Origin of the sequence: Methylorubrum zatmanii (genome assembly GCF_014845115.1) — a bacterium.
Lineage (GTDB): Bacteria > Pseudomonadota > Alphaproteobacteria > Rhizobiales > Beijerinckiaceae > Methylobacterium > Methylobacterium zatmanii.
The window spans coordinates 15,257-41,687 of sequence record NZ_NKUI01000005.1; the positions used below are offsets into that span (position 1 = coordinate 15,257).

Annotated in this window: 23 protein-coding genes and 1 riboswitch; of the genes, 15 read left to right on the forward strand and 8 right to left on the reverse strand. The window is 69.0% G+C overall.

What is annotated here, in order from left to right; all coding sequences use genetic code 11:
- Nucleotides 1-36 precede the first annotated feature (36 nt).
- From MZTS_RS00725 to urtA, 9 genes are all read left to right on the forward strand, one after another.
- Nucleotides 37-1,395, forward strand: coding sequence for an MFS transporter (locus MZTS_RS00725; protein WP_009865284.1), 1,359 nt, complete (start codon nt 37-39; stop codon nt 1,393-1,395).
- 215 nt (nt 1,396-1,610) lie between these two features.
- Nucleotides 1,611-2,627, forward strand: coding sequence for a DUF2778 domain-containing protein (locus tag MZTS_RS00730; RefSeq protein WP_192280428.1), 1,017 nt, complete (start codon nt 1,611-1,613; stop codon nt 2,625-2,627).
- A gap of 199 nt (nt 2,628-2,826) precedes the next feature.
- Nucleotides 2,827-3,288: an urease accessory protein UreE gene (gene ureE, locus MZTS_RS00735; RefSeq protein WP_192280431.1), complete on the forward strand. Its 462-nt coding sequence runs from the start codon at nt 2,827-2,829 to the stop codon at nt 3,286-3,288.
- Between the two features lie 4 nt (nt 3,289-3,292).
- Nucleotides 3,293-3,973 carry an urease accessory protein UreF gene (locus MZTS_RS00740; protein WP_192280434.1) on the forward strand — a complete coding sequence of 227 codons (681 nt, stop codon included), beginning with the start codon at nt 3,293-3,295 and terminating at the stop codon, nt 3,971-3,973.
- Between the two features lie 16 nt (nt 3,974-3,989).
- Entirely contained in the window at nt 3,990-4,685 is a 696-nt protein-coding gene (locus MZTS_RS00745) for an urease subunit beta (RefSeq protein ID WP_192280450.1), read from the forward strand.
- A 14-nt stretch (nt 4,686-4,699) separates the two neighbouring features.
- Nucleotides 4,700-6,412: an urease subunit alpha gene (gene ureC / locus MZTS_RS00750; RefSeq protein WP_192280453.1), complete on the forward strand. Its 1,713-nt coding sequence runs from the start codon at nt 4,700-4,702 to the stop codon at nt 6,410-6,412.
- Nucleotides 6,409-7,053, forward strand: a complete 645-nt coding sequence (gene ureG / locus MZTS_RS00755) for an urease accessory protein UreG (protein ID WP_192280457.1) — start codon at nt 6,409-6,411, stop codon at nt 7,051-7,053. The genes ureC and ureG overlap by 4 nt, the downstream gene beginning before the upstream one ends.
- Nucleotides 7,053-7,967: an urease accessory protein UreD gene (locus MZTS_RS00760; protein ID WP_009864393.1), complete on the forward strand. Its 915-nt coding sequence runs from the start codon at nt 7,053-7,055 to the stop codon at nt 7,965-7,967. The genes ureG and MZTS_RS00760 overlap by 1 nt, the downstream gene beginning before the upstream one ends.
- A gap of 187 nt (nt 7,968-8,154) precedes the next feature.
- Complete coding sequence (urtA, locus tag MZTS_RS00765) at nt 8,155-9,402, forward strand: urea ABC transporter substrate-binding protein (protein WP_192280460.1); 1,248 nt, start codon at nt 8,155-8,157, stop codon at nt 9,400-9,402.
- A 65-nt stretch (nt 9,403-9,467) separates the two neighbouring features.
- On the opposite strand, the gene MZTS_RS00770 is transcribed toward urtA, so the two are convergent.
- Together MZTS_RS00770 and MZTS_RS00775 are read right to left on the reverse strand one after the other, a co-directional pair.
- Entirely contained in the window at nt 9,468-10,622 is a 1,155-nt protein-coding gene (locus MZTS_RS00770) for an acetyltransferase domain-containing protein (protein ID WP_192280463.1), read from the reverse strand.
- 29 nt (nt 10,623-10,651) lie between these two features.
- The gene (locus tag MZTS_RS00775; protein WP_378740663.1) at nt 10,652-12,880 is read right to left on the reverse strand and encodes a TonB-dependent siderophore receptor; all 2,229 of its coding nucleotides are present in this window, start codon (nt 12,878-12,880) and stop codon (nt 10,652-10,654) included.
- A 105-nt stretch (nt 12,881-12,985) separates the two neighbouring features.
- Nucleotides 12,986-13,189, reverse strand: a riboswitch (cobalamin riboswitch).
- A gap of 362 nt (nt 13,190-13,551) precedes the next feature.
- Here MZTS_RS00775 and MZTS_RS00780 point away from each other — a divergent pair.
- Nucleotides 13,552-14,721, forward strand: coding sequence for a DUF2778 domain-containing protein (locus MZTS_RS00780; RefSeq protein WP_192280466.1), 1,170 nt, complete (start codon nt 13,552-13,554; stop codon nt 14,719-14,721).
- Between the two features lie 21 nt (nt 14,722-14,742).
- Here the strand turns inward: MZTS_RS00780 and MZTS_RS00785 are convergent, their stop codons facing one another.
- Both MZTS_RS00785 and MZTS_RS00790 read right to left on the reverse strand, forming a co-directional pair.
- A complete protein-coding gene (locus tag MZTS_RS00785) occupies nt 14,743-15,111 on the reverse strand; it encodes a YybH family protein (RefSeq protein WP_009864679.1) in 369 nt (122 codons plus the stop codon).
- Nucleotides 15,112-15,139: 28 nt separating this feature from the next.
- On the reverse strand, nt 15,140-15,583 hold the full coding sequence (locus MZTS_RS00790) for an OsmC family protein (protein ID WP_009864678.1): 444 nt from the start codon (nt 15,581-15,583) through the stop codon (nt 15,140-15,142).
- A gap of 277 nt (nt 15,584-15,860) precedes the next feature.
- Between MZTS_RS00790 and MZTS_RS00795 the strand changes: the two genes are divergently transcribed.
- From MZTS_RS00795 to MZTS_RS00805, 3 genes are all read left to right on the forward strand, one after another.
- Entirely contained in the window at nt 15,861-16,310 is a 450-nt protein-coding gene (locus MZTS_RS00795) for a PAS domain-containing protein (protein WP_192280469.1), read from the forward strand.
- A 111-nt stretch (nt 16,311-16,421) separates the two neighbouring features.
- Nucleotides 16,422-17,672, forward strand: coding sequence for a formyl-CoA transferase (frc, locus tag MZTS_RS00800; protein ID WP_009866360.1), 1,251 nt, complete (start codon nt 16,422-16,424; stop codon nt 17,670-17,672).
- A 272-nt stretch (nt 17,673-17,944) separates the two neighbouring features.
- Nucleotides 17,945-19,117, forward strand: a complete 1,173-nt coding sequence (locus tag MZTS_RS00805; RefSeq protein ID WP_192280472.1) for an HPP family protein — start codon at nt 17,945-17,947, stop codon at nt 19,115-19,117.
- On the opposite strand, the gene MZTS_RS00810 is transcribed toward MZTS_RS00805, so the two are convergent.
- From MZTS_RS00810 to oxlT (MZTS_RS00825), 4 genes are all read right to left on the reverse strand, one after another.
- Nucleotides 19,114-19,845, reverse strand: coding sequence for an alpha/beta hydrolase (locus MZTS_RS00810; protein ID WP_009864873.1), 732 nt, complete (start codon nt 19,843-19,845; stop codon nt 19,114-19,116). The genes MZTS_RS00805 and MZTS_RS00810 overlap by 4 nt on opposite strands.
- Nucleotides 19,846-19,976: 131 nt before the next feature.
- The gene (gene oxc / locus MZTS_RS00815; protein WP_192280475.1) at nt 19,977-21,728 is read right to left on the reverse strand and encodes an oxalyl-CoA decarboxylase; all 1,752 of its coding nucleotides are present in this window, start codon (nt 21,726-21,728) and stop codon (nt 19,977-19,979) included.
- A 269-nt stretch (nt 21,729-21,997) separates the two neighbouring features.
- Nucleotides 21,998-23,308: an oxalate/formate MFS antiporter gene (gene oxlT, locus MZTS_RS00820; protein WP_192280478.1), complete on the reverse strand. Its 1,311-nt coding sequence runs from the start codon at nt 23,306-23,308 to the stop codon at nt 21,998-22,000.
- 546 nt (nt 23,309-23,854) lie between these two features.
- Entirely contained in the window at nt 23,855-25,144 is a 1,290-nt protein-coding gene (gene oxlT / locus MZTS_RS00825) for an oxalate/formate MFS antiporter (RefSeq protein WP_192280481.1), read from the reverse strand.
- 408 nt (nt 25,145-25,552) lie between these two features.
- On the opposite strand from oxlT (MZTS_RS00825), the gene MZTS_RS00830 reads away from it, so the two are divergent.
- A complete protein-coding gene (locus MZTS_RS00830) occupies nt 25,553-25,987 on the forward strand; it encodes a CBS domain-containing protein (protein WP_192280483.1) in 435 nt (144 codons plus the stop codon).
- A 130-nt stretch (nt 25,988-26,117) separates the two neighbouring features.
- The gene (locus MZTS_RS00835; RefSeq protein ID WP_192280486.1) at nt 26,118-26,411 is read left to right on the forward strand and encodes a hypothetical protein; all 294 of its coding nucleotides are present in this window, start codon (nt 26,118-26,120) and stop codon (nt 26,409-26,411) included.
- Nucleotides 26,412-26,431: the final 20 nt, after the last annotated feature.

Here is a 26,431-nt window from a genome sequence, read left to right on the forward strand (position 1 = left end):
GAGCGCGGTGCGGCCTGCGGGACGGACGGGACGGCCATGCTGGGTGTGCTCGCGAACCGAACCTACCGACGCCTCTTCGCCGCGCAGGTCGTCGCCCTGATCGGCACCGGCCTGCTGACCGTCGCCCTCGGGCTCCTGGCCTACCGCCTCGCGGGCGCGGAGGCCGGCGCCGTGCTCGGGACGGCGCTCGCCATCAAGATGGTGGCCTATGTCGGAGTGGCGCCGGTGGCGAGCGCCTTCACGGGCCTGTGGCCGCGGCGCGCCTTCCTGGTGGCGACCGACCTGATCCGTGCCGGAATCGCCCTGGCCCTGCCCTTCGTCGACCGGGTCTGGCAGGTCTACCTCCTGATCTTCGTGTTGCAATGCTGCTCAGCGGCCTTCACCCCGACCTTTCAGGCGACCATTCCCGAGATCCTGCCGGAGGAGCGCGACTATACCCGCGCCCTGTCGCTCTCGCGCCTCGCCTACGATCTGGAGAACCTGCTGAGCCCGACCCTCGCCGCCCTGCTGTTGACGGTGATCGACTTCCCCGGGTTGTTCGGTGGCACGGTCATCGGCTTCCTGGGCTCGGCCGCCCTGGTCGTCTCGGTCCCGCTGCCCTCCCCGCCGCCCGCGCACCGGGCCGGGCTCCTCGCACGCACGACGCGGGGCCTGCGCATCGCCCTCGCCACGCCGCGCCTGCGCGGGCTGCTCGCCCTCAACCTCGCCGTCGCCGCGGCTGGCGCGATGGTCATCGTCAACACGGTGCTGATCGTCCAGGCCCTGCTGCAGCGGCCGCCGGGCGACGTGGCCGTCACCCTCGGCCTGTTCGGCGGCGGCTCGATGCTCGCGGCCTTGGTGCTGCCGAGGCTGCTCGACCGGCTGCCGGACCGGGCGGTGATGATCCCGGCGGCGGCGCTTCTCGGCCTCGTGCTGCTCGCCCTCGCCGCGGCGAGCCGGGACGGCACGATCGGCTGGCCGACGCTGCTGGCGGCGTGGCTCGTGCTCGGATTCGGCTCCTCCGCCGTCCAGACGCCCACCGGCCGGCTGCTCCGGCGCTCGGCAGCGGTCGCCGACCGGCCGGCCGTGTTCGCCGCCCAGTTCGCGCTGTCGCACGCCGCTTGGCTCCTGACCTATCCGCTGGCCGGCTGGCTCGGTGCGCGGGCCGGCCTACCGGTCACGCTCGCGCTACTGGGAGCGCTGACCCTCGCCGCCGTCGCGGCGGCGGCCCGTCTCTGGCCGGCCGCCGACCCGGACATCGTCGAGCATGCACATCCCGATCTCGCACCCGACCATCCGCATCTCGGCAGCCTCGGCAGCCTCGGAGCGGAGCGGCGGACGCAGATCCATACCCACGCCCACGCCTTCGTCATCGACGATCTGCATCACCATTGGCCCGTGGCCCGGCCCGGATGAAACCGCGTCGCGCCGCCGACAGCGCCCCTTCCGCGCCTAAGCCCCGCCCCCGGCCGACCACGATCCTGCCCTGAAATCGCCGAGTGCGCCAGCGCACATGGTTAACCGCCGGCAGGCCGGAAGCGGGATGCGTTCCGCATCGCCTCAACGCCCCCGGCAGGACGGTGACGGGCGGATGACAACCGCCCGGAAACGGGAATTCGGGCGGCGACAGCATGGCACATTCCTTCCTCTCGCGGGCTTTGCCCGCGGCCGCGATCCTGGCGACAGCGGGGATTCTCGCCGCCTCCGTCCGGTTCGAGGCCGCCCCCGAGCCATCGGATCGGCGGGGAGACGCTCTGTCCGTCGTGGCTGAGACGGCTCCCGAGGCGAGCGAACCGACCCTCGCCGAGACGGCGGAGCGCCGGTCCGAAGCGGCGGAGCCTCAGGCCGAGGCCCTCGCCGAATGGACGCCGCGGGCGCTCTCCGCCCCCGCCGAGGGCCGGTTCGGCCCGGCCGCCCTGTTCTGGCTTCCGGAGACACGGCAGGAAACGGCCATCGCCCGGATCGTCCCCCTGCCGGTGCGGCGCCCGGCCGAGCTGACGCGTCTCGGCGCGGTGGAGGCCCTGCGGCGGGCGGAGCGGCTGGCTGGGCGCCGGACGGCCCTCGTGACGGCGCCGGCCCAGCCGGAAGACACCCGGACCTTCTTCGAGAAGCTGCTCGGGGTCGAGAAACCCGCCACACCGGCGCCGGCGCTCGCTTATGCCGCCCTCGAGAACGGCGCCGCCGAGGCTGTCGCCCGCCGTCCGCTCACCGCCCCCAAGGCGATGCCCGGCGGAGACGGTGGCATCGCGGTCTACGACATCAGCGCCCGGAGCGTGGTGCTGCCCAGCGGCGAACGGCTGGAGGCCCATTCCGGCCTCGGCGAGAGCATGGACGATCCGCGCTTCGTCCACCTCAAGATGCGCGGCTCCACGCCGCCGGGCACCTACGACCTGACCGAGCGCGAGGCACCGTTCCACGGCGTGCGTGCCCTGCGCCTGACGCCGGTCGGCGGCAGCGAGGCGGTGCATGGCCGCGTCGGCCTCCTCGCCCACACCTATCTGCTCGGTCCGGCGGGCGCCTCCAACGGCTGCGTCTCGTTCAAGGATTACGAGAGATTCCTGCAGGCCTATCTGCGCGGCGAGATCCGCCGCCTCGTGGTCATTCCGGGCAGCGCCCCCGAAACGAGCCCGCAGGTGGCGCAGCGCTGAGCGACTGCACTGCGTCTTCGCTCGCGCATTGTTTCTTCTTACGAAAGATAAATTCCGCAAATAGCCTCGTCTGGCCCGTTTCTCGCTTGCCCGCAGGCTGCCGAGGACCGGACCCGCCGGAGGATGGACGCGGGGAAATCTCGGCTCATCCCATCGCCCCGACAGGGGTGGGCGTCAGGTGTGTCGGAGTTGTCAGCGTATGCGAGTGATTCAACGCGTCCTGGGCAGCCGGCGCGATGCCGGTCTGGCCGAACAGCTGCATCACCTCGACCATCACGGCACGGTAGACATTCTGCGGGTGTCGAGCGCCGATGTCGCCCGTCGCCGTCTGCGGGCGACGACGCAAGGCGGCGAGGAGATCGCGCTGGCCCTGCCGCGGGATCAGGCCCTGTTCGACGGGGCCGTGCTGGTGCTGGAGGATCACCACGCCCTCATCGCCCGCGTCGGCAGCGAGCGCTGGCTGCGGCTGGTGCCGGCGGGCGCCGCCGACGCCCTCGAACTCGGCTATCATGCCGGTAACCTGCATTGGCGGGTCCGCTTCGACGAAGGCGCTCTCCTCGTCGCGCTGGAAGGGCCGGCTCAGGATTATCTCGTCCGCCTCGGCGCCCTGGTCACGGAGGGCCGCGTCGCCCATTCCATCGACGCGGCCGACGAGGGCTAGGGATTTGCTCGCCGCCCTGACCGCGCTCCAGCAGGCCGATACGGCCTTCCCGAGCGGCAGCTTCGCCTTTTCCAACGGCATCGAAGGCCTCGTCGCCGGCAATCCCGGCTTCGACGACGCCGCCCTGGCCCGGACCGTCACGGCGGGCCTGCGCTTCCGCTGGGCCGGCACCGACCGGGTCGCCCTGATCCTGGCCCACCGTGCCGGCGGCGCCACCGGGCGGCTCGCGGAGATCGACGCGGCCCTGGAAGCCGCCGCGCTGCCCGAGCCGATGCGCACCGGCAGCCGCCGCAACGGCGCCTCGCTGCTGGCCTCGCATGCCCGCCTCGGCACGCCGGGGGCGGCGGCCCTGCGCGGCGCGGTGCGGGCGGGGACGCTGCTCGGGCATCTCGCCACCGTCCAGGGCGCGCTCTGGGCGGTTCTGGGCCTGGACGAGCGCATGGCGGCTTCCGTCTCCGGCTACCTGTTCGTCAGCGGGCTCACCTCGGCCGCCGTGCGGCTCGGCGTGGTCGGCGCCATCGAGGCGCAGCGGGTGCTGGGCGACGCGCTTCCCCTGATCGCCACGCTCCTGGATCAGCCCGTGCCGGAGCCGGAGGACGGGATCGTGCTGACGGGCTTCACCCCACTGATCGAAATCGCCGCCATGCGCCAAGCCCAGGCGGAGCTGCGCCTGTTCGCGAATTGAAGGAGCCTGTGGCCCGATGCTGCTCACGCCGACCGAGCTCGAACGGCTCACGATCTTCACCGCCGCCGAACTCGCCCGCAAGCGGCGGGCGCGGGGGCTCACGCTCAACTACCCGGAGGCGGTGGCGATCATCACCGACGAGATCCTGGAGGGCGCCCGCGACGGGCGCTCCGTCGCCGACCTGATCGGCTGGGGCTCGACCATCCTGACCACCGGCGACGTGATGCCGGGCGTCGCCGCGATGATGCCGATCCTGCAAGTCGAGTGCGTCTTCCCCGACGGCACCAAGCTCGTGACCGTGCACGAGCCGATCCGGCCTGCGGAAGGCGCGGAGCCCGACACGCTGGAGCCCGGCGCGATCCTGCCGGCCGAGGGCGAGATCGAACTCGCCGCCGGGCGGCCGCGGGTGACGATCGACGTGGTCAATACCGGTGACCGGCCGGTTCAGATCGGCTCGCACTACCACTTCTTCGAGGTCAACCGCGCGCTCGACTTCGACCGGGCGAAGGCCCTGGGCTTCCGCCTCGACATCCCGGCGGGCACGGCGGTGCGGTTCGAGCCGGGCCAGCGCAAGAGCGTGACGCTGGTGGGATTCGGCGGCGCCCGGGAACTCACCGGCCTCAACAACCTGACGCAGGGCAAGCTCGACAGCGACGCCGCCCGCGCCGACGCGCTGGCTCGCGCCAGGGCCGGCGGCTTCAAGGGCGCCTGAGGGGAGACACGCACATGGTCACGATTCCCCGGCGCGATTACGCCGCCCTCTACGGCCCCACCACCGGCGACGGCGTGCGGCTCGCCGACACCTCCCTCGTGGCGGTGGTCGAGCACGACCACGCGGTCTACGGCGACGAGTGCCTGCACGGCGGCGGCAAGACGCTGCGCGACGGCATCGGCCTCGCGCCCGGCGTCACGGCGGCGCAGGGCGCGCTCGACTTCCTCCTGTGCAACGTGCTCGTGATCGATCCCGTCATCGGCATCGTGAAGGGCGATCTCGGCATCAAGGACGGACGCATCGTGGCCCTGGGCAAGGCCGGCAACCCGGCGATCATGGACGGGGTCGATCCCCGCCTGATCGTCTCCGCCGGCACCACGGTGCGCGATTGCGAGGGGCTGATCGCCACCCCCGGCGCCATCGACGTGCACGTGCATTTCGATTCCGCCGGCCTGCCCGACCACGCCATCGCCTCCGGCATCACCACCCTGCTCGGCGGCTCGCTCGGGCCGATCACCGTGGGCATCGATTCCGGCGGCCCGTTCAACACCGGCAAGATGCTCCAGGCGGCGGAAGCCTGGCCGGTCAATTTCGGCTTCCTCGGACGCGGCAACACCCACAAGCCGGCCGCGCTCAAGGAGCAGCTCGAGACCGGCGTGCTCGGCCTGAAGATCCACGAGGATTGGGGGGCGATGCCGGCGGCGATCGATTCCTGCCTCGCCTTCGCCGACGAGCACGATTTCCAGGTCCAGCTCCACACCGACACGCTGAACGAATCCGGCTTCGTGGAGGACACGCTGGCGGCCATCGGCGGGCGCACGATCCACATGTACCACACGGAAGGGGCCGGCGGCGGCCACGCGCCGGACATCATCCGCGTGGCGGGGCTGCCCCATTGCCTGCCTTCCTCGACGAACCCGACCAATCCCTACACGGTCAACACGTTCGACGAGCATCTCGACATGACGATGGTGTGCCACCACCTCAACCCGGCCCTGCCGGAGGACGTGGCCTTCGCCGAGAGCCGTATCCGCGCCCAGACCATCGCGGCGGAAGACGTCCTGCACGATATCGGCGCGATCTCGATGCTCGGCTCCGACAGCCAGGGCATGGGCCGCATCCACGAGGTGATCTGCCGGACATGGCAGCTCGCCTCCAAGATGAAGGACCAGCGCGGGAGGCTGCCGGAGGAGAAGCCGGGCTTCGGCGACAATGCCCGGATCAAGCGCTACATCGCCAAATACACGATCAACGCCGCGCGCACCTTCGGCATCGACGCCCATATCGGCTCGCTCGAGCCCGGCAAGATGGCCGACATCGTGATCTGGCGCCCGGCCTTCTTCGGCATCAAGCCGGAGCTGGTGATCAAGGGCGGCTTCATCGCCTGGGGCGCCATGGGCGATTCCGCCGCCTCGCTGATGACCTGCGAGCCGATGCTGATGCGCCCGCAATGGGGCGCCTTCGGGCTGGCCAAGCAGGGGCTGTCGGCGTGCTTCGTCCACCCGCTCGCCATCGAGGGTGGGCTTGGCGAGAGCCTGGGACTTCGAAAAAGCCTGCTGCCGGCCCGCGGCACCCGCAGGCTGACCAAGGCCGACATGCTCTGGAACGACGCCTGCCCGGAGATCCGCGTCGATCCGCAGACCTTCGAGGTCTTCGTGAACGGCGAGCTCGCCACCTGCGAGCCAGCGACCGTCCTGCCGCTCGCCCAACGGTACATGCTGCGATGACCGCTTCCTCCCCGTCCCCCCTCTCCGAACCCGTCAGCGCCGCCCGCATCGGCATCGGCGGCCCGGTCGGCTCGGGGAAAACCGCGCTGATCGAGCGGCTGATCCCGGCGCTCCAGGCCCGCGGCGTCGATCTGGCGGTGGTCACCAACGACCTCGTCACCAAGGAGGATGCCGAGCGCCTGCGCCGCTCCGGGCTGATCGACCCGGCCCGGGTCGAGGCGGTGGAGGCCGGCGCCTGCCCGCACACCGTCATCCGCGAGGACCCGACCCTCAACATCGCCGCCGGCGACGACCTGGAGGCGACGTTTCCCGGCCTCCAGCTCCTGATCTTCGAATCCGGCGGCGACAACCTCGCCTCGACCTTCTCCCTCGATCTGGTCGATTGGTGGATCTTCGTGATCGACGTGGCCGGCGGCGACGACATCCCGCGCAAACGCGGTCCCGGCGTGCTGCGCTGCGACCTCCTCGTCGTCAACAAGGTCGATCTCGCCCCCCATGTCGGCGTCGATCTCGGCGCCATGCTGGCGGAAGCGGCACGGGTGCGGGGCGAGAAGCCGGTGCTGGCGACCAATGCCCGCGCGGGCGAGGGCGTGGAGGCGGTGGCGGATGCGATCTGCCGCGCCGTGCTGTTCGCGGCCTGATGCACTTGTCCCTCGACGCTCTCTCCGACGACGCCGGACCCGACAGGCTCCTCTCGGCCGAGCCGGCCGGCGCCACGGCGCCGGGCGCTCCGGTCGGCCGCCGGGTCCAGGCCTCCCTCGTCTTCGCCCGCGGCGGCGGCACGACCGTGCTGGCGCGGCAGACGGTACCCTACCCATTCCACATCACCCGCGCCTTCCGGATGCATCCGGAAAGCCCGGATCTCGCCACCCTCTACCTGCAATCGGCCTCCGGCGGCCTCTACGCCGCCGACCATCTCACCCTCGCCATCGAGGCGCGGGCGGGCGCGCGGGCGCATGTCACCACCCAAGCCGGCACGGTCGTGCATCGCGGCGGCCCGGACCCCTCGCATCAGGAGACGCGGCTGCGGGTGGCCGCCGATGCCTTCCTCGCCTTCAATCCCGATCCGCTGATCCTGTTTCCGGGGGCGCATCTGGCGGTCTCGACCGAGATCGTCGCCGAGGCGGGCGCCCGCGCCATCGTCACGGAAAGCGTGGCCTGCCACGACCCGGCGGGCCAGGGCCGGCTCTTCGACCGGCTCGATCTCGGCCTGACCATCCGCTCGCCCGAGGGCCGCGCCCTGGTGCGCGAACGCAGCCGCATCGACGGGACGGCCTTCGGGGGCCCGGATTCGCCGATGGGCGAGGGTCGCGCCTACGGCACGATGATCGTGCTCGGCGCCAATCCCGACGACCGGCTGGCGCCCTCCCCTCTATGCCGGGCGGCCGACACGGCCGGATGCCTCTGCGGCGTCAGTCCGTTGCCCAATGGCGCGGGCCTCGGCCTGCGCCTGCTCGCCCCGGACGGGGGCAGTCTGTCGGCCGGCATGGAGGCCGTGTTCCGGATCGTGTTCGAAGCCATGAGCGGATGTGAACCGGGACGCCGGAGAAAGTAAATATCCTGCATGAACGACGATATGAGAGGCATATCGCAAGAAATATGAGCACGCAGCCCAGCAAATACCCTTGATGCAAATTGTTTTCCTGAGAAGAAATACGAGCGCCGTACCGGCATCGTCTGGCGATCGCCTGTCAACGATCGGTCGATCCGCCGGATGTTTCTCGGAAGGATTTTAAAACACCATGCGCTCGCGTGACCAAAACGCCGCTCACTTCCACCTGCGCCGCAAACTGCTCCTGGGGCTTGCCGCCTCCCCGCTCATGACGGCCCTGCCCGGACGGGGCGCCTGGGCCGCGGAGACCGGCGCGGGCGGTCTCGCCGTCACCGATACCGAGGTGACGGTCGGCATCCTGCACTCGCTCACCGGTACCATGGCGATGTCGGAGACCGGAGCGACGCAGGGCGAGCGGCTCGCCATCGAGCAGATCAACGCGGCGGGGGGCATCCTCGGCCGCAAGGTCAAGGTGATCCAGGAGGACGGCGCCTCGGATTGGCCGACCTTCGCCGAGAAGGCGCGCAAGCTCGTGGTCAACGATCACTGCGCCGCCGTGTTCGGCTGCGTCACCTCGGCCTCACGCAAGGCGGTGCTGCCGGTCTTCGAGCAATACAATGGCCTGCTCTACTATCCGACCTATTACGAGGGCCTGGAGCAGTCCAAGAACGTGATCTATACGGGCCAGGAGGCGACGCAGCAGACGCTCGCCGCCCTCGACTGGGTGACGAAGGAAAAGGGCGCGAAGTCCTTCTTCATGGTCGGCTCGGATTATATCTGGCCGCGCACGACCAACAAGATCGCCACCAAACACATCACCAACGTGACCAAGGGCACCATCGTCGGAGAGGAATATTTTCCTCTCGGCCATACGCAGTTCAACTCGGTCATCAACAAGATCAAGCTGAAGAAGCCGGACGTGATCTTCGCCACCGTCGTGGGCGGGTCGAACGTCGCCTTCTACAAGCAGCTCAAGGCCGCGGGCATCGATCTCAAGAAGCAGCTCCTCGTCACGGTCTCCGTCACCGAGGATGACGTGGACGGTATCGGCGGCGAGAACATCGCCGACGCCTATAGCTGCATGAAGTATTTCCAGACGATCAAGAACCCGAACAACGAGACATTCGTCGCCGCCTTCAAGAAGCGTTGGGGCGACAAGACCGTGATCGGCGACATCACCCAGGCGGCCTATCTCAGCCCGTTCCTGTGGAAGGCGGCGGTGGAGAAGGCCGGCACCTTCGAGGTCGACAAGGTGATCGCCGCTTCACCGGGCCTGGAGTTGACGAACGCGCCGGAAGGGACCGTGAAGATCCACGAGAACCATCACCTCTGGTGCAAGACCCGGGTCGCCCGCGCGCGGCCGGACGGACAGTTCGACGTGGTCTACGAGAGCCCCGAGCTGATCGAGCCGAACCCCTTCCCGAAGGGCTACCAGTAGGCTGCCCGACGGTGTCGCCGCTTCCCCCGTCATCACCTCGATCGGTGGCGGGGGAGGCCGTGCCCTCAAAGATAGCTCAGGCCCGGCCAGGCGCTGCGCCGTTTCAGCCGCACCATCCAGAGGCAGGCTGGAAAAAGAAGCAGGGCGAGCAGCCCGGCCATCGGCCAGAGCCACAGCGGTGAGCCGACCTCGATCCGGCCGGAGGGTGCGGCGAGGCCGAACAGCGTCAGCCCGTCGTGGATCAGGCGCAGGCTCCAGAGGTGCAGCAGGTAGAAGAACAGCGGCGCCCCGCCGAAGACGGTGAGCCAGCGCAGGCCGCGCTCCGGCAGGCGCTCGAACAGGGCCAGCAGCAGCAGGCCGGCCCCGATTGTCGCGAGCAGGAAATCCGCCGAGGGCGGATATTTGGTGAGATTGACGAAGGACAGGACGGTCGCCACCCAAGTCCTGCCCGCGACCCACGGCACCGGCTCGCCATAGCCGTTGAGGCCGCGCAGGATCAGGAAGGCGGCGAGGCTCGCCAGCCCGAGGGCGACGAGCCGGCGACGGCGCAGGGACGGCGCGAGACCGGCCGTATAGAGCGGCCCGAGCGCGTAGCCCGCCGCGATGACGCCGATCCAGGGCAGGACCGGATAGGAGGTGCGCAGGACGCCCCAGGGCAGCGGGATCAGCCCGCGCTGGTGCAGGATCGCCCACAGCGCGAAGCCCGGCGCGTCGGGCGCCAGCACGACCCCGTCGAGCAGGTTATGCCCGAGCATGATCGCGAGCGCGACGGCGACCAGCCCGGCCCAGGGCAGCCAGAGCAGGACCGACAGCGCCAGCATGCTGAGCCCGATGGCCCAGATCACCTGCAGGTAGAGGATCGGCGGCAGCGGGTTGAGGGTCCAGGCGAGGTTCACCAGGGTCACTTCCAGGAGGATGAGGAAGAGCCCGCGCTTGAGCAGGAAGGCGGAGGTCGCGGCGCGGCTTCCGTGTTTCGCTCCGTAGAGGCTCGCCGAGAGCCCGGTGAGCAGCAGGAAGACCGGTGCGCAGACATGCGAGGCGGCCCGGGTCAGGAAGAGATCCGGCGGCGTCGTGGCCAGATTCATCGGATCGCTGACCTGCGCCTGCAGGTAGAAGAACTCGCGCACGTGATCGACCAGCATCAGCAGCATCACCAGCCCGCGCAGGGCGTCGATGGCACCGATGCGGGTGCGCGGCGCGGCGGCTGCGCCACGCCCCATCGCTGTCGCGTCCCCTCCCAGCGCCTGCATCAGAACCGCACCGAGAGCGTGCCGGTGAAGCGGCGCGGCGCGCCGGGATAGACCCGGAAGCGGTTGAGGGAGCTTTCGTAATATTCGCTGTCGAAGATGTTCTCGACGTTGAGCGAGAAGCGGAAGTTCTCGTAGCGGTAATAGGCCAGGGCATCGACGGCGATGTAGGCCGGCAGGGTGAAGCTGTTGACGGCATCCGCCGCCCGCTCGCCGACGCCGCGCACGCCGCCGCCGAGCCCGAGGCCCTTCCAGGGGCCGCCCTGCACCTCGTGGACCGCGAGCAGGCTGCCGGAATGGCGGGGCACGTTGATGAGCGGCGTGCCCGGACGCAGGGTCGGATCCTCGGTCACCACCGCGTCGGCATAGACATAGCCCGCCAGGAGCTTGATCTCGGGTGTGATCTGGCCGGCGGCGGTCAGTTCGAAGCCCTGGCTGCGCACGCCGCCCACGGCCACGGAGAAGCCGCTGCCATTGGCTTCCGGGGTCAGCACGTTCTGCCGGTCGACCCGGAAGGCCGCCGCCGTCAGGGACAGCGCGCCGCCATAGAGGTCGATCTTGGCGCCGACCTCGTAGCCGAGGCCGGTTTCCGGGGCGAAGGGGCCGGAGCGCGACGAGGCCGCCGCGTCGGGGCCGATATTCGGCCGGAAGCTGGTGCCGACATTGGTGTAGAGGGCGAGTTCCGGCAGCGGCTGGTAGACGAGGCCGGCGCGCGGCGTGGCGGCGAAATAGCTCTGGTCGACCTGGCTGCGCGGAATCCGTTCGCGGAACGACTGCTCGAAGAAGTCGAAGCGCACGCCGAGCAAAGCCTTCCATTCCGGGCTCAGGGTCAGCTGGTCCTGCGCGTAGAGGGCGGTGTTGGTGATCCGCTCCAGATTGTTGCGGAACCGGTCGATCGGCGGCAGCGGCTGACCGTAGCGCGGATCGTCAATGTCGATGGCAAAGGGGTTCTTCGCGATGGTCGAGCGGTTGTAGACCGTCCGGCTGTCGGTGCTCTCCCGCTCGAAGCCGAGCAGCATCGTGTGGCCGATGCCGGCGGTGTCGAAGCGTCCGACCAGCTCGGCCTGGCCAATCGCCGTATCCCAGCGGTAGTCGCGGACATTGCGGTCGCGCGAGACGGTGCGGTTATCGGCTTCGAGACGGCGGATCTCGGCGGATTCGCCCTCCAGCGTGCCGGTGTTGAAATGGGTGGCGAGCCGCATCTGCCAATCGGCGTTGAAGCGGTGATCGACCCGCACCTGCATCGTGTTGTTGGTCTGATAGGTGCTCTGGCCCGGCTCGCCGAGGAAGCGCGAGATCGGGAGCAGGCCGAGCCGGCCGTTGATGGCGATGACGCCACGGTCGAACACGATGCGGTTGCGCAGGAACTCCGTCTCCACGGTGATCCGCGTATCGGGCGTGATCTGCCAGCTCAGGACGGGGGCGACGAGCAGCCGGTCCCCATCGACGAAATCGCGAAAGCTGTTCTGCCGGCCGGCGGCGAGATTGAAGCGATAGGCGAGCGTGCCGTCCTCGTTCAGCGCGCCGCCGGAATCGACCGTGCCGCGGAACTGCCCGAACGAGCCCCAGAGGCCGCCCATCTCGACGAAGCGCTCGGTGGTCGGCTGCTTGGTGATGATGTTGACGAGTCCGCCCGGATCGCTGCGCCCGAACAGGCCGCCGCCGGGGCCTTTCAGCACCTCGATCCGCTCGACGTTCTGGGCGTCCGGCGGCGGCGGCGTGCCGCGATTCAAGGGGAAGCCGTTCTTGTACAGCTCCGAGGTGGTGACGCCGCGAATGGCGTAGCTGAACACCGACAGGCCGCCGAAATTGTTCTGCTGCGCCACGCCCGGCGTGTAATTGAAGACGCGGTCGACGCGGGTGGCGGCGAGATCGGTGATGACCTCGCGGGAGGCCACCGTGACGACCTGCGGCACGTCGCGCTGGGGTGTATCGGTCTTCGTGCTGCTGACCGCGCGATCCGTGCGATAGCCCGGTGTCGGGCCGATCAGGCCGATCGCTCCGGCCGCCGCGCTCCGGACGCCCGGCGCGCCGTTGCCGACGCCCTGGCCGCGGCTCTCCCCCTCGACCACCAGTTCCTCCAGGGTCACGGCTTCCTGGGCCCGCGCCTCCAGGCTCGGCAGGCCGGCGGAGAGCAAGGCCGCCAGCAGCCAATGCGGCCGGGCCGCGGTGACGCGGCCTCGCCCGGCGGCGGCGGTGTCGAAGGCGTTCAGGCTCGTCCGGATTGTCACGGGGGCGCTCGGGGCTTTGGGCGGAAAGACCGAGCGGAGGCCGACCGACGACGCGCATGGGGAACGCACGCCGTTCAGGCACACCGCCGGGACACCCCGCCCGGGGAATATCGTCGTGCCGAGGCAGGTCTCCTGGCTCACGGGTCAGCGCCCCCGCCCGGCCTTCCCGGTGCGGGGCACCAGTGACCTCTCGCGGCGGGAGCTCGCCGCTCACAGTTGCGGGGGCAGCTCCGGCATCGGACGAACCGACCGGATTCCCTCTTAGCCCACGGGGAAGAGTCCGCAGGAACCTTGGCCGCACGACCTTTGCTGCGATGCGGCGCAGGGTCAACCGGCCGGGCGATGAAATGTAACAACATCACACAGTTTGTGGCCGGCGGAACACAGGCAGGCCCCTTGGGACCGCGCCCCCGCAACCATGACCGACGCTTCCCACTCGCCGTGCCGCCCACGGGCAGGGCCCTTCGCCGGCCATCGTCAAGCTTGTTCGCAGAATGTGCCCGAGCGGGCGTGCGATTTAGGCAAGATTAACCAAGATCCCGTTCAATGACGAAGGCTTAAGGTTGATCATTTCCTAAACGGCCGAGCCATCCTGAGCGTCATTCCGGCACAACCATGCTTGGAATGACGACGGAGGCCGTGCGGGATCCGCGTTGTCGAGTACCGCCCGCATGGACATCGCCGAGCTCGTTCAAGGCCGCCCCGCCCGGCCCGTCCGCCGCCGTCGGCGCCGGCCGCCGGTCGCGGCCCTCGCGCTCACCGCCCTCGGCGGGCTGGCGCTCGCCGGCCTGCTGCAACAGCCCGATTCCGCCTCGTTCCCGGTCCCCTTCCCTGACGCGATCCAGACCCTGGACGGCGCCGACAGGGCGGAGACCGGGCCGGCCGCGCCCGGCGCGCTGGCCTGGATGCTCGAACCCGCCCCCGTCCTCGACAGCGGCCAGGGCTTCGTCCGGCAGACGCCCCTGGCCTCGACCTTCCGGGCGCCGCCGGCAGCCGAACCCGTGGCCACCCTGGCCGCCCTCCCGGAGGAGAACGCTGCCGCCGCCGACGCGCCGGCCGTGACGCCGCGTCCGGCGCCGCCGGCGGCCCGCGTCGCCCTCACCGTACCGCTCCCGGTGCGGCGCCCCGAGGAATTCCGCTACGAGCCGAGAACGCAGACCGCGCAGGCCAGCCGAGCCGCCACGGCGCGGATCGCCACCGCCTCCACGGCACGGGCTTCGCGGGAGCCGACCCGCAGCGTGTTCAGCGCCGCGGTGACCGACAACCGCTCGTTCTTCGAGAAGATGTTCGACCTGCCGGCCTCCCCCCCGTCCTCGGAGCCGGCGATGGCCTATGCCGGGCTCGACAGCGGCGCGGTCGATTCGGCCGCCCGGCGGCGGATCGTTCCGGGTCCGGTGTCCGAACCGGGCGTCGCCGTCTACGACATCAGCGCCGCGACGGTGACCCTGCCCAACGGCGAGGTGCTGGAGGCTCATTCCGGTCTCGGCGCGGCCCAGGACAACCCGGATTACGTCCATGTGCGGATGCGCGGCGCCACCCCTCCCGGCGTCTACGACCTGAGGGAGCGCGAGGCCCTGTTCCACGGGGTGCGGGCCATCCGCCTCACCCCGGTCGGCGGGTCGGCGGCGATCCACGGCCGCGACGGCATCCTGGCCCATACCTACATGCTGGGCCCGAGCGGCGCCTCGAACGGATGCGTCGTGTTCAGGAACTACACCCGCTTCCTCCAGGCCTATCTCAGCGGCCAGGTCCGGCGCCTGGTCGTAGTGCCCGGCACCGCCCCCGGTATCTTCGCCAGCCGGCGCAACGCCACGCCGCGCCGCTCGGCCTCGGCGGAGTAACGCCGCCCGCCCCCGCCTTCCTCAGCCTTTGGCGACCGGCTTGATCTTGAGCTGGTCGATCGCCCAGAGCCACGTCCCGTCCGCCTGACGGCGAGCCGCCTCGACCGAGAGCGCGCCGTTGGGCAGACGCGCGAAGGTGAGTGCGAGGTCGCCGTTGCGGATCGCCGGCAGGGTCTCCGGCTCGGGGAAATCCGACTTGCGGGCGAGCAGGTCGGTGTAGAAGCGGCGGATCTCGTCACGGCCGGACGCCACGACCTCGCCCACCGCGAGGGTCGCCCCGGCTTCGTAGAGGGCCGCTAACCCTTCCACGTCGCCGGCATTGGCCCGCGCGTGGAAGAGACGAGCCAGATCTTCCGGCTCCCGCGCCACGTCCCGTTGCGTCTCGCCCATCGTTTGCTCCTCCCGATTCCCGTTTGGCCTATTTCAGGCGGGTGCCCCGCCCGTCCCGCACCGCGACCGCCACCGGAATGCCGGCCTTGACGCTCTCGGAGACGGTGCAGAACCGTTCGAACTGATCGAGCACCCGGTCGAGCCGATCCATCGACTCGGCCTCGGCGCCCAGGGCGATGTCGACCTCGATGCCGACGAGGCGCAGGCGCCCCTCCCCGTTGCGGGCCACGCGCCCGATCGCCTCGGCGCTCACTCCCCCGCCCTCCTGCCGGTACTTGCCCAGGGCGAAGGCGAGGCTGGCGCACAGACAGTTGCTGACGGCGGCGATCAGCACCTGCTCGGGCGAGGGTCCGGTCTCGCCGCCGATCGGCTCGGGCTCGTCCGTCAGCAGCGGAACGAAGCTCTCGCCGAAGTCGATCCGGAAGGCGTAGGCCTCGACCTGCCGGATCCGGATGCTGTGCTTGTCCGACATTGCGGGCCTCCTCCCCCCTGCCTCAACCGCCGACAGGCAATCCCGTTCGGGTTGCACGGCGTGCCTTGACCTATAATTCGTGTCTGGTATACCAGATGCCAATCGACGAGCCACCGGAAAGAGCGGCCTCGATCCAGGAAGCCAAGGAGGCAACGCCTGCCATGACCGAACGCGGCATCCTCGACAGTTCTGCGCACGATCCGGCCACGCGGCCGGCAACCGGGACACCCTCGCTCCAGCCCTGCGGCTGAGCCGGCGAACGGGAAGGAGTCGGCACATGGCCGCCTCTCACAGTTTCGACCTGACCGGGCTCGTCGCGGCCATCGGCGACGCCGTGGTGATCTCCGACGCGGACGGACGGATCGTCGTCTGGAATCCGGCCGCGGAACGGATCTTCGGCTTCACGCAGGCCGAGGCGCTCGGTGAGAGCCTCGACCTCATCACCCCGGAGCGTCACCGTCGGCGCCACTGGGATGGCTACGCCAAGACCATGCGCACGGGGGAGACCCGCTACGGGACCACCCTGCTCAAGGTGCCGGCCCTGCACAAGGACGGCCGGTCCCTCTCCATCGCCTTCACCGTCGCGCTGCTGCACGACGCGGAAGGAGCCGTCACCGGCATCGCCGCGGTGATCCGCGACGAGACCGAACGCTTCCAAGAGGAGCGCGCCCTGCGCCGCCGCGTGGCGGAGCTGGAAGAAGCCCTGGGCACCCTCGTCTGCGCCTGACGGCGACGCCCGGGACACCGTTATTTTTCAGGAAATATTCCCGAGACCGATATTTCAGCCTTTGCAAGCAACGACGACCCGAAACGAAGTCAAAATAGGGAGAAAGCCGAGATGACCCAGCCGCTCGAAGGGATCAAGATCATCGATTTCACCCACGTCCAGGCGGGTCCTGCCTGCACCCAGCTGCTCGCGTGGTTCGGGGCGGACGTGATCAAGGTCGAGCGTCCGGGCGCCGGCGACGTGACGCGCAACCAGCTGCGCCATGTCGAGGATGCGGACGCCCTCTACTTCACCATGCTGAATTCCAACAAGCGTTCGCTCACCCTGGACACCAAGACCCCGCAGGGCAAGGAAGTCCTCGAGAAGCTGATCGCCGAATCCGACGTGATGGTCGAGAATTTCGGCCCCGGCGCCCTCGACCGCATGGGCTTCACCTGGGCCCGCATCCAGGAGCTGAACCCGGGCATGATCCTCGCCTCGGTGAAGGGCTTCTCCGACGGCCACCACTACGAGGACCTGAAGGTCTACGAGAACGTGGCGCAGTGCGCCGGCGGCGCCGCCTCCACCACCGGCTTCTGGGACGGCCCCCCCACCGTGTCGGCCGCCGCGCTCGGCGACTCCAACACCGGCATGCACCTGGCCATCGGCATCCTCACGGCGCTGCATGCCAAGAACAAGACCGGCAAGGGCCAGAAGGTCGCCGTGTCGATGCAGGATTCGGTGATCAACCTCTGCCGCGTGAAGCTGCGTGACCAGCAGCGCCTCGACGCCATCGGCTACCTCGAAGAATACCCGCAATACCCGCACGGCGAGTTCTCGGACGTGGTGCCGCGCGGCGGCAACGCGGGCGGCGGCGGCCAGCCGGGCTGGGTGCTGAAGTGCAAGGGCTGGCAGACCGACCCGAACGCCTACATCTACTTCACGATTCAGGGCCATGCCTGGGCCCCGATCTGCAAGGCGCTCAACAAGCCCGAGTGGATCGATGATCCGGCCTACAACACCCCCCGCGCCCGCCAGGACAAGATCTTCGAGATCTTCGCCTTCATCGAGGATTGGCTGGCCGACAAGACCAAGTTCGAGGCCGTCGACATCCTGCGCAAGTTCGACATCCCGTGCGCGCCGGTGCTGTCGATGAAGGAGATCGCCGCCGATCCGTCGCTGCGCGCCAGCGGCACCATCGTCGAGGTGCCGCATCCGAAGCTCGGCTCGTACCTGACCGTCGGCAGCCCGATCAAGTTCTCCGACATGAAGGTCGACATCAAGGCCTCGCCGCTGCTGGGCGAGCACACCGACGAGGTCCTCGCGGGCCTCGGCTACTCTCCCGAGCAGATCGCCGCGATGCACGAGGCCCGCGCGGTCTGACGGGTGATGCACGGCCTTCTCCGTCCAGGAAGGCCGTGCCGAATGGTCCGAACCGATCGGCACTACCGGTCGGCCATGACCCTCCCGGGACGGGGCACTGCCCCGGGAGCGCTTGACCGGGCTAGGCGCCCGGGTTTTTTCCTCCTCCGATGACTTGACCGGACCGACCCCGTCGGTCCGGTTTTTCCTTGTGTCGGCGCCCCGCGCTTTCTCCGCCTGGACGCCCCTCCCCTTCGCCTCGAAGCTGCGGTGCCCTGCCGGTGACGCGACTGGTGACCTCTCTTCTGCGCCGCCTCCTGCCGGGGCAGGCGCCCGTCAGCCTCCGCGAGCGCGCCCGCGCCGCCAGCGGCGCCCTGGCCGGCCTCCTCGCCACCGGCCTCGTCACCCGCGCCACGGTCGGAACGGGGGTGGAGTTGCCGCTGCTGATCGCGCCCATGGGCGCCTCGGCGGTGCTGCTCTTCGCCGTGCCGTCGAGTCCGCTGGCTCAGCCCTGGTCGATCATCGGCGGCAACCTCGTCGCCGCTCTGATCGGCGTCACGGCGGCCCTGCACATCGCCGACCCCCTCGTCGGCGCGGCGCTGGCCGGGGCCGGCGCCATCGCGGTGATGATGGGCTTACGCTGCCTGCATCCGCCGAGCGGCGCCGTGGCGCTCACCGCCGTGCTCGGCGGGCCGGCGATCCACGACCTCGGCTACGGCTTCGTGCTGTGGCCGGTCGGCGTCAACACGGCCCTGATCCTCGGCACGGCGATCCTGTTCAACAACCTGACCGGCCGCTCCTATCCGCATGTCGCGCAGGCCGCGCCCCTGGCTCCGGTGCCGGCAGGCCGCCTCGGCCTGACCTCGGCCGACATCGATGCCGCCTTGGAGGATTTCGATCAGGTGCTCGATATCGACCGTGGCGACCTGGAAGCGCTGCTGCGGCGCGCCCAGCTCAGTTCCCTGCTGCGCCGCTCCGGGCCGACCACCTGCGCCTCGCTCCTGACCCGCGACGTCGTCGCCATCGCTCCCGAGGCTCCCCTGCGGGAGGCTTTGACGCTGCTGCGGCGCCACCACATCAAGATGCTGCCGGTCACCGACGAGCGGGCGCGGGTGCTCGGCGTCCTGACCCAGACCGACCTGATGGACAAGGTGGAATGGGACGGGCGCGGTCCCCGCCTCGGTTTCGCCCGGCGCTGGCAGCTGACTTTGGGACGAGGCCGCGCCCCGCATGGCTGCGCCGCCGACGTGATGACCACCGAGGTCGAGAGCCTGCGCCCCGACATGTCGCTCGCGCAGGTCGCGGCGCGCATGGCGCAGAGCGGGCACCACCACCTGCCCGTGGTCGGGCCCGACGGGCGCCTCGTCGGCGTCGTGTCCCAGTCCAATCTCGTGGCCGCGCTGCTGACGGAAGCTTCGGCCGAGGTCGGGGCCAGCGAAGGCCGCTCCGCCGGCCTCGCCGCCTAATCGCCGTCCCCGCGTCGGCCCTCGGCGAACAAGAAGTCGACCGCCCGGGCGATCACATCCGGGTTGTAGGCATGCGGGCCGTCATACTCGACGTAAGTGAGGTCGTAGCCCGCTTCCCGCAGAAGGCGGGCATGGCGGCGGCCGCTGCGGTCGATCGGGATCTGCTCGTCGCGGGTGCCGTGGGACAGGAAGATCCGCGGGGCGCCCGCCTGGACCTGAACCGTGAGGAAGCCCGCCGACGAGACGATCATGTGCGTGACCCGGTCGCCGTTGGCGAGGCCCAGGGAGAGTGTGTAGCTGCCCCCATCCGAATGGCCGGCGAAGGCGAAGCGGGCGGGATCGAGCAGGAAGCGATCCGCGACCGCGGCGAGGGCCGTGTCGAGCCGCTCGCGATCCGGCCCGTTGCCGGCGATCACAAGGTCCCAGGTCGGAAACAGCGATTGCGGCGCGAGCAGCAGGAAGCCGCGCGCCTGCGCATGCCCCTCCAGCATCGGCAGGATTTTCTGGGCGCTGCCGCCGCCGCCGTGGAACAGCGTCACCAGGGGTGTCGGCCGGCGCGGATCGATGGCGGGCGGCACGACGAGCGTGGCATCGCGCTCCGGGAACAGGCCGAGTTCGTGGCGCCCGGGGGGCAGCGGCGGCTGCGTGGGCAGCCGGTGCCGGAAATCGAGGCGCCCCGCGAGATGGGGGTCGAGGGCGAGCGTCGGATCGAAGGCGGAAGAGGCCATGGAGATCCCCTTGGAAGGATCCTCCCTGCCCCCGGGGCCGAGGGCGGGGAGAACGCCGAACGAAAAAGGATCGCGGCACCCTCTCGGGCACCGCGATCCGGTTCAGGCAGGGAGGCGAGGCAGAGCCTGCCTCACTTCTTCTTCAGGGTGCTCTGCGGGTTGAGGCTGCCGATATTGCCGCTCTCGCTGCCGGCGGCCGGATCGATCACCGCGTTGATGAGGGTCGGCTTGCCGGAATCCATCGCCGCATCGACCGCCCGCTTCAGCTCGTCCGGCGTGGTGACGTTCACGCCGACGCCGCCGAAGGCTTCCATCATCTTGTCGTAGCGGGAATCCTTCACGAACACCGTGGTGCCGGGATCGCGGCCGGTCGGGTCGGTGTCGGTGCCGCGATAGATGCCGTTGTTGTTGAAGATCACGATGCAGACCGGCAGGTCGTAGCGGCAGATCGTTTCGACCTCCATGCCGGAGAAGCCGAAGGCCGAGTCGCCCTCGACCGCCAGCACCGGCTTGCCGGTCTCGACGGCGGCGGCGATGGCGAAGCCCATGCCGATGCCCATCACGCCCCAGGTGCCGACATCCAGGCGCTTGCGCGGCTGGTACATGTCGATGATGCCGCGGGCGAGATCGAGGGTGTTGGCGCCCTCGTTGACGAGGATGGCGTCGGGCCGCTCCTTGATGACGGTGCGCAGAGCGCCCAGCGCCGAGTGGAAGCACATCGGCGATGTGTTCTTCATCAGCTTCGGGGCCATCTTGGCGATGTTGGCCTCGCGCTTCGTGCGGATGGTCTCGAGCCAGTTCTGAGGCGCCCCCTTCCAATCCTTGCGGATCCCGTCGAGCAGCGCCTCGACGCAGGAGCCGATGTCACCCACCAGCGGGGCCGCGATCTCGACATTCGAGTCCATCTCGCGCGGTTCGATGTCGATCTGGATGAAGCGCTTGGAGCCCGGCTCGCCCCAGGTCTTGCCCTTGCCGTGGGAGAGCAGCCAGTTCAGGCGCGCGCCCACCAGCACGACGACGTCGGAATCCTTCAGCGCGGTGGAGCGCGCCGCGCCGGCCGAGAGCGGGTGGGTGTCGGGCAGGAGGCCCTTGGCCATGCTCATCGGCACGTAGGGGATGCCGCTCTCTTCGACCAGCGCGCGCACCGCCTCGTCGGCCTGGGCATAGGCCGCGCCCTTGCCGAGGATGATCAGCGGACGCTCGGCCGACTTCAGCAGATCGAGGGCACGGGCGACGGCGGCCGGGGCCGGAAGCTGGGCCGGAGCCGGATCGATCACCTTCACCAGCGAGCGGGCGCCGAGATCGGCGTCGATGACCTGCGAGAATAGCTTGGCGGGCAGGTCGAGATAGACGCCGCCGGGCCGGCCGGAGACGGCGGCGCGGATCGCACGCGCCACGCCGATGCCGATATCGGCGGCGTGCAGCACGCGGAAGGCGGCCTTGCACAGCGGCTTGGCGATGGCGAGCTGATCCATCTCCTCGTAGTCGCCCTGCTGCAGGTCGACGATCTCACGCTCGGAGGAGCCGGAGATCAGGATCATCGGGAAGCAGTTGGTGGTGGCGTTGGCCAGCGCGGTCAGGCCGTTGAGGAAGCCCGGCGCCGAGACGGTGAGGCAGATGCCCGGCTTCTTGGTGAGGAAGCCGGCGATCGCCGCCGCGTTGCCCGCATTCTGCTCGTGGCGGAAGGAGACGACGCGCAGGCCCTCGGCCTGGGCCATCCGGCCGAGATCGGTGATCGGGATGCCGGGCACGCCGTAGATCGTCTCGATGCCGTTCAGCTTGAGCGCGTCGATGACGAGGTGGAAGCCGTCCGTCAGCTCCGCCTCCTCGTGGGGCACCGCACCTGCGGTGATCGCGTCGATGTTCTGGGCCTGGACGGTCATGCGGCGTTCTCCCTTTTGTCTGGATTTTTCGTCGCGCGGGGCCTCTTCGGGCATTCCGCAATCTGCTTGGGAAGCGCTGGTCTCGAGCGCGTCGTCGTTTCGGACGAGCCGGCAGTCACCTGGTCGGATCGATGCCTGAGGGGGCCATCACCGCGTGTTCCGGCGGTCGATCCTATTGGCGTGGCTTTGGTATACCAAATACCAGAGAGGTGGTCAAACGAAACACGCAGGTTTCGTCCGCGTGTTTCCAATCTTCGAGCGGAATGATCTCAAGCGAGACGGACGGACTCGGCCTGCATGGCCTCGTAGCGTTCGGCTTCCGCCGCGAGATAGCGTCGGCGCAGGGGCTTCAGGACGAAGACCGCCAGGGCCGCCGCCACGATGTTGAGGCCGATGATGAGGCCGAACACCGCCGACCAGCCATAAGCCGCCGAGATGAGGCTGGCGAAGGGGACGAGGAAGGCCGCCGTTCCCTTGGCGGTGTAGAGCAGGCCGGCATTGCTGGCCGCGAACTTCGAGCCGAAGGTGTCGCCGCAGGTCGCCGGGAACAGCGAGTAGATCTCACCGAAGACCCCGAAATAGGTCGCCGTCGCAAGGATGAAGACATACGGGTTGCGCCCGTAGGCCAGCATCACGATGCAGGCGGTCGCGGCGACGGTGAAGGCGATGAACATCGTGTTCTCGCGACCGATATTGTCGGAGACCCAGCCGAAGAACGGCCGGCCGAACCCGTCGAAGATGCGGTCGAGGGAGATCGCGAAGGTGAGCGCCGCCATCTGCAGGCCGAACAGGCTGATCGGGACGTCCGCCACCTTGAAGTCGTGGGCGATCGGAGCGATCTGCGCCGCCGCCATCAGGCCGCCCGAGGCGACCATGACGAACATTCCATACATCACCCAGAAGACGGGGGTGCGCACGGCCTGACGCGGGGTGCGGTCGACCTTGGTCTGAGGCAGGCGCAGATTCTTGCGCTTGATCGGAACGGCCACCGACGGCTTGCGCAGCAGGAAGGACAGGAGGATCACGATGATGCCCTGTCCGAGGCCGAACACGAGGAAGGCCTGCTCATAGCCGCTCGACGCGATCATCTTGGCGATCGGGATCACGGTCACCGCAGCGCCCGCGCCGAAGCCCGCGGCGGTCGCGCCGGCAGCCAGGCCGCGGCGGTCCGGGAACCATTTCAGCGCGTTGCCGACGCAGGTGCCGTAGACCGAGCCGGCGCCGATGCCGCCGATGACGGCGGCGGCGTAGAGCAGGAAGAGCGAATCGGCGTGGGCGTTCAGCACCCAGGACAGGGCGATCATGACGCCGCCGAAGCAGACGACGATCCGCGGCCCGTACCGGTCCACGAACCAGGTCTCGATCGGAACGAGCCACGTCTCGGTGGCGACGAAGATCGTGAAGGCGAGCTGGATCGCCGCGCGTCCCCAATGGAACTTGGCGTCGATCGGATCGACGAAGAGCGTCCAGCCGTATTGGAGGTTGGCGATCATGGCCATGCAGAGCACGCCGAAGGCGAGCTGCCACCACTTGGCCGACGGCGCGTCCTGGCGCGCGCTCGGGCTCGGTTGGTGTTCCATCCCGGTGTTTCTCCCGTCTTTGTTATGGTCCCCTCGGCGCCGGATCATGCACAATGTCTCTTGGCACACAATATACCAGACGCAAAAAAACGCCGATGCCGTACTATTCTGCGTGGCATCAAGCCCCTCGGAACACGGGCTTCGAGGCGCGAGCGGTGGCTCCCGCAACCGGCGAACGGATAGCGGGCCGACACAAAACTTCTTTCGAGACAGTGATTTAGCACCCGCCTATGGAATTCCTGCGGCAACCCCTGTGCTCTCGTCGCCGGCCGGGAGCATCGGTGCCACGGTGTCATGGCCGGCGTGAGCAAGCCCGGCCGGAACACAACCTTTCGGACTCAAGCCGTGCCGTCGGGACGGCGTTGGCGGAAGCCTCGCCGCGACGAGCTGGACGGCTTCTCAAACGAATCAACGCGATGACGTCGCGCTCCCATCCTTGAAGCCTGCGAGGCCCGGCCGAACGACGACGCGCGCCGGGCGTCTCCGCCGCGGCGCGCGCTGCCTCGTTTCAGAGGGAGGCCGGGGATGCCCCCGGCCCGGGCAGCCTCAATGGGCCGTGGCCGGCTTCGGCTCCACCGGTACGGGCGCCTTGGTATAGGCCTGCCGCATCGGCTTGAGGACGAAGATCGCCATGAAGGCGGCGATGATGTTGAGCGCGGCAGCGGCCAGGAACACCGCGTGCCAGCTGCCCGTCATCGTGGTGAGGATGCTGGTATAGGGCACGATCAGCGCCGCCGTGCCCTTGGCGGTGTAGAGCAGGCCGGCATTGGTGGCGGCGTATTTCGAACCGAAGGTGTCGCCGCAGGTCGCCGGGAACAGCGAGTAGATCTCGCCCCAGGCGAAGAAGACGAGGCCGGTCAGGATCACGAACATGATCGGGTCCTGGCCGAACTGGCTGAGCAGATAGATGCCCACGCCCTCGATGCCGAAGGACAGGAACATCGTGTTCTCGCGGCCGATATGGTCCGAGATCCAACCGAAGAGCGGGCGCGTCACGCCGTTGAGCACCCGGTCGATGGTGGCGGCGAAGGTGAGCGCCGGCAGGGTGATGCCGAGCAGGCTGACGGGGACGTCGGCGATGTGGAAGTCCTTGGCGATGGGGCCGAGCTGGGCGGTCGCCATCAGGCCGCCGGCCGCCATCATCACGAACATGGCGTACATCACCCAGAAGATCGGGGTACGCACCATCTCACCGGGGGTGAAGTCGCGCTTGCTCTGGCTGACGCGGGCGATCTCCGGCACCTGGCCCTTCTTCGGCGCCACCAGGAACAGCGCGATCAGCATCACGATCAGGCCCTGGCCGAGGCCGAACCAGAGGAAGGCCGACTCGTAGCCGTAATGGTGGATCACGGCCTGGATCGGCACCACGGTCAGCGCCGAGCCGGCGCCGAAGCCCATGGCGGTGAGGCCGGCCGCGAGGCCGCGCCGGTCCGGGAACCACTTGAGCGAATTGCCGACGCAGGTGCCGTAGACCGCGCCGGCGCCGGTGCCACCGATGACGGCGCCGACATAGAGCAGGGTCAGCGAGTCGGCATAGGCGTTGATCACCCAGGCGAGACCGCACATCAGGCCGCCGGCCAGCGTCACCACCCGCGGACCGTATTTATCGACGAACCAGCCCTCGATCGGCACCAGCCAGGTCTCGGTGACGACGAAGAGGGTGAAGGCGACTTGGATCGCGGCACGGTCCCAGCCGTGCCGCTCCTGCATCGGATTGACGAAGAACGTCCAGCCGTACTGCATGTTGGCAATCATGCACATGCAGACGATGCCGAACAGCAATTGCAGCCATCGGTTTACCGGGCGCGCGGTCGCGAGGGTTGGGGACGAGGTCATGGGCGTCTCTCCATAGACAGCTCGATTGTTCGAGCTTTTTGATCGTCTTATCGCAAAGCACCTGCCGAAAAGGCGGAAACCGCAATATTATCAAGACAATTATGGAGACAACTTACGCAACTGCCGATGAAAGACGACAGCACTCTTCAAATAGAAGAACGTCACTCGGCAGTCTCGACGCCCCGGCGCCTTCGCGGCGGATCGCTCGCCAGCCAGTGCCAAGCATGCCAGCGCATTCGGGGCAGCCCTGCCGCGCGGGTTTCGGTGACGACCGGCGGTTTGATTGTGCAAGACCGACCGGGATGTCGGCACCATAATTCAAAAACCGGAATTGACAATAGGTATGTTGTATACCAACCTTCTTTCCAAGGCGGCCCCGGCCGAGAGGTACGCCGAGGGAGGAGCGCCGTGTTCGAGACGTTGCGCCGAAACCGGGACGCGTCGAGTGTCCAGACCATCCATCGCAATCGCTCGGTGGCGGAGGCCGCGCGGCTCCTCGCACAACCGGGAACCGGCGCCCTGGTCGTCATCGACGACGAGACCAACGGCACCGTGACGGGTCTGCTCACACAGCGCGACATCTTCCGCGCCGTGGCTGCCGAAGGCCCGGAAATCTACAATCGCTCGGTCTGGCTCATCACCGACAGCGATTTTCCGGCGGTCGACATCGGCGCCTCGGCCCAGGAACGCATGCAGACCTTCTGCGAGCGGAAGGTCGATCATATCGCCCTCATGGAATCCTGCCGCATCAGCGCGATCCTCAGTATCTGGGATTGTGCCGGCGAGGCGCGGGCGGCGAGCCCGACGTCCTGCCGCATCCGTGACGCGGCAGGACGTCGATAAGGCCATCGACAATCGTGCGTGAAGCTTGAAAGACTGAGATGGCTCCGAAAGGAGCAGGTATCACTCGACAAGCGTTGTGCAACGAACACCCCAGACAGGCCGCAAGAAAAACCCGAGGAAGGCGCCCGGCATGGAAAGCCCCGTGAAACATCTGACTGTCGTCGAATGCCCGATCGTCTTCCCCGGCGAGAATGAATTCGGCACGTCCAGCATCGATATGCTGCCCCGCCTCGGCATCGCCGGCGGGCTGGAGAGCCGCCACATCCGTGTTCTGGACGAGCGCATCATCGCGGTGTGCATCTGGCGCAGCTCGTTCTGCGCCAAGCTGTTCTTCGACGCCGCCTGGCACGAGCGGGCGGCCACCCTGTGGGGCGAGGCCTACCAGATCCGCTTCGAGGGGATCGAGAACGCCACCGCCGCCTGATTTCGCGTAAGGGGGGGGGG

Bases quoted from the DNA above. Each gene is read 5' to 3' on its own strand.
- MZTS_RS00760 (WP_009864393.1), top strand. From the start codon at position 7,053: ATGCACTTGTCCCTCGACGCTCTCTCCGACGACGCCGGACCCGACAGG.
- MZTS_RS00785 (WP_009864679.1), bottom strand. From the start codon at position 15,111: ATGGGCGAGACGCAACGGGACGTGGCGCGGGAGCCGGAAGATCTGGCT.
- MZTS_RS00730 (WP_192280428.1), top strand. From the start codon at position 1,611: ATGGCACATTCCTTCCTCTCGCGGGCTTTGCCCGCGGCCGCGATCCTG.
- MZTS_RS00745 (WP_192280450.1), top strand. From the start codon at position 3,990: ATGCTGCTCACGCCGACCGAGCTCGAACGGCTCACGATCTTCACCGCC.
- MZTS_RS00810 (WP_009864873.1), bottom strand. From the start codon at position 19,845: ATGGCCTCTTCCGCCTTCGATCCGACGCTCGCCCTCGACCCCCATCTC.
- ureG (WP_192280457.1), top strand. From the start codon at position 6,409: ATGACCGCTTCCTCCCCGTCCCCCCTCTCCGAACCCGTCAGCGCCGCC.
- ureE (WP_192280431.1), top strand. From the start codon at position 2,827: ATGCGAGTGATTCAACGCGTCCTGGGCAGCCGGCGCGATGCCGGTCTG.
- MZTS_RS00795 (WP_192280469.1), top strand. From the start codon at position 15,861: ATGGCCGCCTCTCACAGTTTCGACCTGACCGGGCTCGTCGCGGCCATC.
- MZTS_RS00725 (WP_009865284.1), top strand. From the start codon at position 37: ATGCTGGGTGTGCTCGCGAACCGAACCTACCGACGCCTCTTCGCCGCG.
- oxlT (WP_192280481.1), bottom strand. From the start codon at position 25,144: ATGACCTCGTCCCCAACCCTCGCGACCGCGCGCCCGGTAAACCGATGG.
- ureC (WP_192280453.1), top strand. From the start codon at position 4,700: ATGGTCACGATTCCCCGGCGCGATTACGCCGCCCTCTACGGCCCCACC.
- urtA (WP_192280460.1), top strand. From the start codon at position 8,155: ATGCGCTCGCGTGACCAAAACGCCGCTCACTTCCACCTGCGCCGCAAA.
- MZTS_RS00780 (WP_192280466.1), top strand. From the start codon at position 13,552: ATGGACATCGCCGAGCTCGTTCAAGGCCGCCCCGCCCGGCCCGTCCGC.
- MZTS_RS00770 (WP_192280463.1), bottom strand. From the start codon at position 10,622: ATGGGGCGTGGCGCAGCCGCCGCGCCGCGCACCCGCATCGGTGCCATC.
- MZTS_RS00790 (WP_009864678.1), bottom strand. From the start codon at position 15,583: ATGTCGGACAAGCACAGCATCCGGATCCGGCAGGTCGAGGCCTACGCC.
- MZTS_RS00835 (WP_192280486.1), top strand. From the start codon at position 26,118: ATGGAAAGCCCCGTGAAACATCTGACTGTCGTCGAATGCCCGATCGTC.
- oxc (WP_192280475.1), bottom strand. From the start codon at position 21,728: ATGACCGTCCAGGCCCAGAACATCGACGCGATCACCGCAGGTGCGGTG.
- frc (WP_009866360.1), top strand. From the start codon at position 16,422: ATGACCCAGCCGCTCGAAGGGATCAAGATCATCGATTTCACCCACGTC.
- oxlT (WP_192280478.1), bottom strand. From the start codon at position 23,308: ATGGAACACCAACCGAGCCCGAGCGCGCGCCAGGACGCGCCGTCGGCC.